We start from the raw sequence: 6,567 nt of genomic DNA on the forward strand, positions 1-6,567 counted from the left end.
CCGGACTCGGCGAAGACCTCCTCGGCCGCGGCCAGCACCCGGTCCCGGTTCGCCCGCGCGTCGCTCCGCATGCCGCCATCTTCGCCGTTGCCAACCGGAGTATCGACTCCGTATTATCCGGAGTGATGACTCCGGAAATGAGGGACTCCCCGATGACGACCACTCCAGAAGACGTTTTCCGCACCGTGCTCGACGGCGCGTGCAGGCTGCAGAACGGCGACCGCGCGCAGCTCGACGTGCTGGCCGGGTACTACGCCGAGGTCACCGACGTGCGGCACCCGATGAACCCCGCCGACACCCCGCTGCTCAGTCGCGAGGAGGTCCGGGAACGCTTCGCGGAAGCGGGGTCGAGCGGCCTGACGGGCTTCCGCGTCGAGGACCTGCGCGTCCACCGGACCGGCGACCCCGAGGTGGTCGTCGGCGAGTTCGCCTACCGCGGCGACGGCGGCTGGACCGTGCCGGGCGTCATCGTCGTCCGGGTCCGCGACGGGCTGATCGTCGAGTCGCGGGACTACCTGGACCACGCCGGGTTCGGCCGGGCGGTAAATGATCTGCGCCCGGCCTAGCCGTCATGACACGATCGTGCGATGACTGCCTTCGCGACCCCCGAGGACATCGCCCGCCGCACCGCCGCGGCCACCGAGGCCGCCGTGGCGGCGGGACGTGAGCTCGGCCTGGAGATCACCGAGGGCAGGGTGCTCTACGAGCTGTTCTCCGTCGTGGTGCACCTCGCGCCGTCACCGGTGGTGGCCCGCGTCCCGACCGTCCTGCCGCACACCACCACGCCGGAGAGCCTGCAGAAGCGCCAGCAGCAGGAGCTCGACGTGGCGCAGTGGTTGTACGACCAGGGCACCCCGGTGATCCCGCCGAGCCCGCTGGTGCCCCGCGAACCGGTGCGGCGCAACGGTTTCTCCATCACGTTCTGGCCGTTCACCGACGAGGACAAGAGCAGCGAGCCGGACTACGCCCGCAACTGCGAGCTGACCGCCGACCTGCACCGCGCCCTGCGGGACTACCCCGGCGAGCTCGGGTTCCTGTCGTCGGCGGAGCCGGAGTTCGTGCGGGAGGGCCTCGACCGGCTCGCCGACCTCGTCACGCCCGAGGACCTCGCCAGGGCCAGGCGCGAGTGGGAGGTCCTCGAACCGCTGGTCGGCGACGAGGCCGCGTTCCGCGCCAGGTTCCCGGGCATCGAGCTGCAGCCGATCCACGGCGACTCGCCGCCCGCGAACATCTTCGCGAGCACGAACGGCCCGTTGTTCTCCGACTTCGAGCTGGTCACGCGCGGGCCGGTCGAGTGGGACCTCGGCGGCCTCGGGCTGGAGCTCGAAGCCGCCTACGACCGCGGCGCCCGCGCCAACGGCCTGCGCGAGCTCGACCGGGAGGTGCTCCGGTTCGTCAACGCCGTCGGCGCGATCCGCGTGCTCGCCTACCTGTCGTGCGCGGACCAGCTGCCCGCCATGGTCGACTTCATGAAGCCGTTCATCGACCAGTGGCGGGACACCGACGTCTACGCGTGAGCCGCCGCGCGGTCTCCCAGCCAGGACACGACTTCCTCGGCGGGCAGCGGCTCGCTGAGGAAGTACCCCTGCACCACGTCGCACCCGGCCTCGGCCAGCGCCGTCCAGGTGTCCTGGTCCTCCACGCCCTCCGCCACGGCCTGGAGCCCGAAGTTGCGGGCCAGCGCCACCAGCGCGTGCACGATCGCCGAGTCGCCGGCGTCGGTGCACATGTGCGTGACGAACGACCGGTCGAGCTTCATCTCGTGCACCCGCATGCTGCGCAGGTACGAGATCGACGAGTAGCCGGTGCCGAAGTCGTCTATCGACAGCCGCACGCCCAGCTCGGTGAGGCCGCGCAGCACCTCCACCGCGCGGTCCGGGTCGGAGATGATCGCCGACTCGGTGATCTCCAGCGTCAGCAGCCTGGCGGGCAGGCCGTGGCGCTTGATCAGGTCCGCCACGTCGCCGGGGAACTCGGTGTGGTGCAGGCAGGCCGCGCCCACGTTCACCGACACCGGCACCTCCCAGCCCGCGTCCGACCAGGCGCGGCACTGGCGCAGCGCCGCGTCGATCACGTACCGGGTCAGCGGCTCGATGAGCCCGTTCTCCTCCGCCACCGGGATGAACTCGTCCGGGCGGACCAGGCCGCGCGTCGGGTGCTGCCAGCGGGCCAGTGCCTCGACCCCGCACACCGCGCCCGTGTTCGCCAGCGCCTTGGGCTGGTAGTGCAGGAACAGCTCGCCGCGGTCGATCGCGTGCCGCAGCTCCGTCACGGCGGTCAGGTGCGCCGCACCGCGTTCGTGCAGGCGTGCGTCGTACACGGCCACACCGGACTTCTCGCGCTTGGCCGCGTACATCGCGATGTCCGCGTGCCGCAGCAGTTCGTGGCCGTCGCCGGAGTCCGCCGGGCACAGCGCCACGCCGACGCTGCCCGCGATCTCCAGCTCCAGGCCCTCCAGCGTCACCGGCATCGCCAGCGCCTGCAGGATCTTCTCCGCGACCATGCTCGCGTTGTCGGCCGAGCCGACGCCGGGCAGCAGCACCGCGAACTCGTCGCCGCCCAGCCGCGCCACCAGGTCCGTGTCGCGCACCGCCCACGACAGGCGGTTGGCCACCTGGCGCAGCAGCAGGTCGCCGGTGTGGTGGCCGAGGGAGTCGTTGACCTCCTTGAACCTGTCCAGGTCCACGATCAGCAACGCCAGCGGCTCGTCCTTCTTGCGCGCCTTCTCGACGGCCTGCTCCATCCGCCGCGCGAGCAGCGACCGGTTCGCCAGGCCCGTCAGGGCGTCGTGGTGCGCCTCGTGCTCGTTCTTCGCGGCCTGGCGCAGCAGCTTGCGCCGGTAGCCGAGCAGCACCATGCCGAACAACGCCACCAGGAACCCGTCCACGACGAACGCCACGATCTGCGCCACCCGCAGCTGCGCGTTCTTCTCGTCGGCCGCGCGCAGGTACTCGGTGGTGTCGAGCCAGTTGGCCCCTATCGTCGTCGAGATCTGCCTGCGCAGCGACGAGTGCGCGAGCGAGGCCTGGTCGGCCCGCAGCGGGTCGCCGGTGGCGATCACGCCGCGCAGGGTCTCGGTGGTCTGGTCGTAGAGCGGCAGCAGGCGGCCCGCGACGGCGGCGTCGGACGGCCGGGCGTTGCTGTTGAGCCACTCCAGGTCGGCGCGCGCCGAGCCGACGGAGTTCTCGAGCGGCCTGATGGTCTGCTCCGTCCGCGCCAGCTGGATGTCGTGCAACGCGTTGTCGGCGACGTTGACGTGCTCCAGCACGCGGCTCCACCGCTCGCCGGCATCGTTGAGCTGCCGGACGTACGCGGTCGTGTCCTGCGCGCTGACGCTGCTCCACAACGCCAGTCCCGCCAGGGCCAGCAGCCCGAGCGTCAGCCCCACCGTCGCCACCCGTGCGGTGGCGCGGTTCTCCCCAAAGCTCACCGTGCCTGCTCCAACGGTCGCACCCAGCTCGCCGGATCCTCGACGAAGCTGTCGATCTGCGGCTGGAAGAACTCCCTGCGCGCCTGTTCCGACTCCTGCCGGCGCAGGATCCGGTCGAGGTTCGCGGTGGTCACCGTCAGCCCCGGCGTCTCGATCCAGCCCTCCGGCAGCGCGGCCCCGCCCTTCGCGTGGCGCGCGAGCAACCAGCCTGCCACGGCGCCCTCGAGATAGTGCTCGGGTGAGATCGTCGCCACCATCACGCCGTCCTTCACCGCCCGCAACGTTCTCGGGTCGACCCCGAAGCCGCCCACCAGCCATCTCGCCGACTTCTTCTCCGTCTTCAGGGCGGCGAGGCTGACCCCGTCGCAGTCGCCCGTGCCCACGAACGCGAGGGCGCCGGGGTTCGCCGCGACCAGCCGGCCCCAGGCGTCCCGGTTGGCGTCGTCGTCGCGCTGCGTGTCGAACGGCCCCAGCACCCGCACTCCCGGTAGTTTCTCCGCGAACCGCCCGCGGATCCCGTCGGCCCGGTCGTCGAACCCGGCGAGGCCCGGCGCGGTGTTGCCCAGCACCACCGTCCCGGTGGCGTCCGGGGGCATCCGGCGCATCAACTCGTCAGCCAGCTTTTCGCCGAGCTCGTAGTTGTCGTTACCGATGTGCAGCCCGACCCGCGCGCTCGCGGTGAGCCGCATGTCGACGCCCACCACGGGCACGTCCCGGCTCAGCGCCGCACCGATGGACGGCGCCATCAGCACGGGTTCGGACGTGGCCACGGCGATCCCGTCGCGCGCCGACTCCGCCAGGCCGCCGAACAGCTCGACTTCCTCGTGCCCGTCCTGTCCCGGCGGGCCGGTCACCGTCGCGCCGACACCGCCCACGCGGCCGACGCCCTCGTGGAACCCGCTGGTCATCTCCTGCGCGAACGACGAGCCCGTGCGCTTCACCACGAACCCGACGTGCGGCGGCGCCTCGGACCTCGCGGAGCTTCCGCAGCCCGACAACAGCACCAGTCCCAGCACCAGCGCCGCAGCTCGCATCGATGACCTCGGGCTCGACCGTTCGAGTGATCTCCAGAGCGGCCGAGCCTACCTCTCCCGGTGCCGGACCGGCAGGACGCACCCCCGCCCGGGGAAGCGCTTTCAGGCAGCGGAGGTGGTCAGGCGGGGTCGTAGCCGAGGTTGGGGCGCAACCACTGCTCGACCTCCGCGAGCGGCTTGCCGACCCGTTCGGCGTAGTCCTCGACCTGGTCGCGGCCCAGCCGACCGACGGTGAAGTACTTCGCGTCCGGGTGCTGGAAGATCAGGCCGCTGACGCTCGCCGCCGGGGTCATCGCGAACGACTCGGTCAGCCCGACGCCGATCTCCTCCGCGCCGAGCAGGTCGAACAGCTCGCGCTTCACGGTGTGGTCGGGGCAGGCCGGGTAGCCCAGCGCGGGCCGGATGCCGCGGAACCGCTCTGCGTGCAGGTCGGTGAGCGCGGGGTCGGCGTCCGGCTCGAACCAGTCGCGGCGGGCTCGCAGGTGGATCCACTCGGCGAACGCCTCGGCGAGCCGGTCCGCCAGCGCCTTCACCATGATGGCGCGGTAGTCGTCCTGCTTCGCCTCGTACTTCGCGGCCAGCTCGTCGGCGCCGAGGATCGTCACCGCGAAACCGCCGAGGTGGTCGCCCTCGGGCGCGACGTAGTCCGACAGCGACCGGTTGGGCCGCGACACCTGCTTCTGCGTCTGCTGGCGCAGCATCGGGACCAGGACGCCGTTCCCGAGCCGGATGTCGTCGCCCTCGGAGTGCGCGGGCCAGAACCCGTAGACGCCCCTGGCCGTGAACAGCTCCTTCTCGACGATCTCGTCGAGCAGCGCGTTCGCGTCGTCGAAGAGCTCGCGCGCGACGGGCTGGTCGAGGATCGCGGGGAACTTGCCCTTCAGCTCCCACGCGAGGAACAGGAAGGTCCAGTCGATGAACTCGCGCAGCTCCGCCAGGGACGGCGTCATCGTGCGGGTGCCGGTGAACGCGGGCGTCGGCAGGTCGGTGAAGTCGACCTGCTCCGCGTTCGCCCGCGCGGCCTCCAGCGGCAGCAACGGCAGCTGCTTGCGGTTCTCGTGCTGGTGGCGCAACCGGGCCTGCTCTGCGCGGTTCGTGAGGTTGAGCTCGTGGCCGCGCCGGTCGTCGAGCAGGTCGGACACGACGCCGACGACCCGGGACGCGTCGAGCACGTGCAGGGTCGGCTCGTCGTAGACGGGCGCGATCTTCACGGCCGTGTGCTGGCGGGACGTCGTGGCGCCGCCGATCAGCAGCGGCAGCTTCATGCCGCGCCGCTGCATCTCCTCGGCCACCGAGACCATCTCGTCGAGCGACGGCGTGATCAGCCCGGACAGGCCGATGACGTCGGCGTGCTCCTTGATCGCGGTGTCGAGGATCTTCGCCGCGGGGACCATCACGCCGAGGTCGATCACCTCGTAGTTGTTGCAGCCCAGCACGACGCCGACGATGTTCTTGCCGATGTCGTGCACGTCGCCCTTGACGGTGGCGAGCACGACCTTGCCGTTGCCGCCCGCAGTCGACTTGGGCTCGGCGTCCATGAACGGCTCCAGGTAGGCGACCGCGCGCTTCATCACGCGGGCGCTCTTGACCACCTGGGGCAGGAACATCTTGCCCGCGCCGAACAGGTCGCCGACGACCTTCATGCCGTCCATCAGCGGGCCCTCGATGACGTCGAGCGGCCGCGGCAGCGCCTGGCGGGCCTCCTCGGTGTCGTCCTCGATGAAGTCGACGACGCCGTGCAGGATCGCGTGCTCCAGGCGCTTCGCGACCGGGGCCTCGCGCCACGACAGGTCGACGACGCGCTTCTGGCCGGGGCCCTTGACGGTCTCGGCGTGCGCGACGAGCCGGTCCGTCGCGTCCTCGCGGCGGTTGAAGATGACGTCCTCGACCAGTTCCAGCAGCTCGGGCGCGATGTCCTGGTAGACCACGAGCTGGCCGGCGTTGACGATGCCCATGTCCAGCCCGGCCTTGACGGCGTGGAACAGGAACGCCGAGTGCATGGCCTCGCGGACGACGTCGTTGCCGCGGAAGGAGAACGACAGGTTCGAGATGCCGCCGCTGGTGCGCGCGCCCGGACAGCGCTCCTTGATCAGCGGCAACGCG

General features: G+C 71.3%; 5 protein-coding genes. 2 read left to right on the forward strand and 3 right to left on the reverse strand.

What is annotated here, in order from left to right; all coding sequences use genetic code 11:
- Positions 1-152: 152 nt before the first annotated feature.
- Both VF330_RS00620 and VF330_RS00625 read left to right on the forward strand, forming a co-directional pair.
- Positions 153-566 (forward strand): nuclear transport factor 2 family protein, encoded by a 414-nt coding sequence (locus tag VF330_RS00620; RefSeq protein WP_330849465.1) that lies wholly within the window; start codon positions 153-155, stop codon positions 564-566.
- Between the two features lie 21 nt (positions 567-587).
- Positions 588-1,517 carry a phosphotransferase gene (locus tag VF330_RS00625; protein ID WP_330849466.1) on the forward strand — a complete coding sequence of 310 codons (930 nt, stop codon included), beginning with the start codon at positions 588-590 and terminating at the stop codon, positions 1,515-1,517.
- Here VF330_RS00625 and VF330_RS00630 read toward each other — a convergent pair.
- From VF330_RS00630 to VF330_RS00640, 3 genes are all read right to left on the reverse strand, one after another.
- On the reverse strand, positions 1,508-3,430 hold the full coding sequence (locus VF330_RS00630; protein ID WP_330849467.1) for a bifunctional diguanylate cyclase/phosphodiesterase: 1,923 nt from the start codon (positions 3,428-3,430) through the stop codon (positions 1,508-1,510). The genes VF330_RS00625 and VF330_RS00630 overlap by 10 nt on opposite strands.
- Positions 3,427-4,464: a sugar ABC transporter substrate-binding protein gene (locus tag VF330_RS00635; RefSeq protein ID WP_330849468.1), complete on the reverse strand. Its 1,038-nt coding sequence runs from the start codon at positions 4,462-4,464 to the stop codon at positions 3,427-3,429. The genes VF330_RS00630 and VF330_RS00635 overlap by 4 nt, the downstream gene beginning before the upstream one ends.
- 119 nt (positions 4,465-4,583) lie before the next feature.
- Positions 4,584-6,567: vitamin B12 dependent-methionine synthase activation domain-containing protein (locus VF330_RS00640; protein ID WP_330849469.1), on the reverse strand; the 1,984-nt coding region annotated here is incomplete at its 5' end.

The organism is Lentzea sp. (assembly GCF_036380075.1).
Lineage (GTDB): Bacteria > Actinomycetota > Actinomycetes > Mycobacteriales > Pseudonocardiaceae > Lentzea.

Bases quoted from the DNA above. Each gene is read 5' to 3' on its own strand.
- VF330_RS00620 (WP_330849465.1), top strand. From the start codon at position 153: ATGACGACCACTCCAGAAGACGTTTTCCGCACCGTGCTCGACGGCGCG.
- VF330_RS00625 (WP_330849466.1), top strand. From the start codon at position 588: ATGACTGCCTTCGCGACCCCCGAGGACATCGCCCGCCGCACCGCCGCG.
- VF330_RS00635 (WP_330849468.1), bottom strand. From the start codon at position 4,464: ATGCGAGCTGCGGCGCTGGTGCTGGGACTGGTGCTGTTGTCGGGCTGC.